Below are 1,145 nucleotides of genomic sequence, written 5' to 3' on the forward strand. Positions count from 1 at the left end.
TAATTTTTTAAGGAAACAGTTGCCTCTGGTGCCCCTTTGGCTATCTGGGAACCCGAGTCAGTTTCTTCTGAAAGTAATGTGTCAGCTGAAATTATTACTATTGAATTGCCATTAAAGCCTTGGCCATCTATCAAGGAACTTAAGCGATCTATTAATGAATGTGAGGATCCGGTGCTAAAGGAAAGGCTAATCCGGAAGCTGGGAGTGAGGAGTTCAATTGGGGATGGGACTAAAGTCACGGTCAAGGTTTGGTATTGGCAGTTGGGAGATTGCCGGATCGTGGTACAACCCAATGAAGCTTATGCTGTTTTTCAACAAACCCTCCGAGAGAAATTTTCTTCTGCTCCTGTGGTCGTGGGAAATATTGTCAATGGACATATAGGGTACCTACCACCAAAGGAACTTTATGACAAGGACATGTATACCGTGTGGCAAACGCCTTTTGAAGCAGGAGCTTATGAAGTTTTGGTTCAAGAGGTATTAAATAAAATGAAAACTAAACCCTGATTAGCTTCAAAATAATATGGAATCCAATTTCACGAATTTAGACCTGGGGATATTTGTAATCTACATTGTTGGCATCATAGGCCTAGGGCTTTATGCTTCCAGAAAAAGTACAGGCGAAAGTAAACGAGATTATTTTTTGGCAGGAGACAAGCTTCCTTGGTGGATGATAGGAGGAAGTATTATTGCTGCCAATATCAGTAGTCATCACCTGGTAGGAGTGATGGGAGTGGCTTATGAAAGAGGATTTGTTGCCATTGTAATAGAGTGGGGAGCAATACTGGTAGGGTTTAATGTGTTGTTATGGGTGTTTTTACCTTTTTTACATAAGAAATGGGTTTTATACCATGCCGGAGTTCCTACAGAAGAGATTTGGGGGAGGAGCCAGGACAACCTATTCGATTTTGGTGCTTTTAACCTATATTTTTGTAGAAATCAGTGCAGTACTTTATCTAGGAGCCATTTCCCTGCAATCCTTGCTGGGAATACCGATGTTAGCCAGTATTCTGTTTTTGGCAGTATTTACAGGAGTCTATACCGTTTTAGGAGGTTTAAGAGCGGTTGTGTGGACCGAAATGTTGCAGCTTGCGGTGCTTGTGCTGGGGATGGTTGCTTTGTCCTATTATACCATAGATGCATCT

The 1,145-nt window shown here is 41.7% G+C and carries 2 protein-coding genes and 1 pseudogene; all 3 read left to right on the forward strand.

Annotated elements, in window-relative coordinates:
- Positions 1-36: 36 nt before the first annotated feature.
- A complete protein-coding gene (locus ADIWIN_RS16895) occupies positions 37-507 on the forward strand; it encodes a hypothetical protein (protein ID WP_020897804.1) in 471 nt (156 codons plus the stop codon).
- A 163-nt stretch (positions 508-670) separates the two neighbouring features.
- A pseudogene (locus ADIWIN_RS22255) lies at positions 671-754 on the forward strand (hypothetical protein); the annotation flags it as partial.
- Between the two features lie 97 nt (positions 755-851).
- Positions 852-1,145, forward strand: a 294-nt coding sequence (locus tag ADIWIN_RS22260) for a sodium:solute symporter family transporter (protein ID WP_438874659.1), incomplete at its 3' end; no start/stop codon positions are given.

The sequence above is a fragment of the Winogradskyella psychrotolerans RS-3 genome (assembly GCF_000427335.1).
Classification (GTDB): Bacteria; Bacteroidota; Bacteroidia; order Flavobacteriales; family Flavobacteriaceae; genus Winogradskyella; species Winogradskyella psychrotolerans.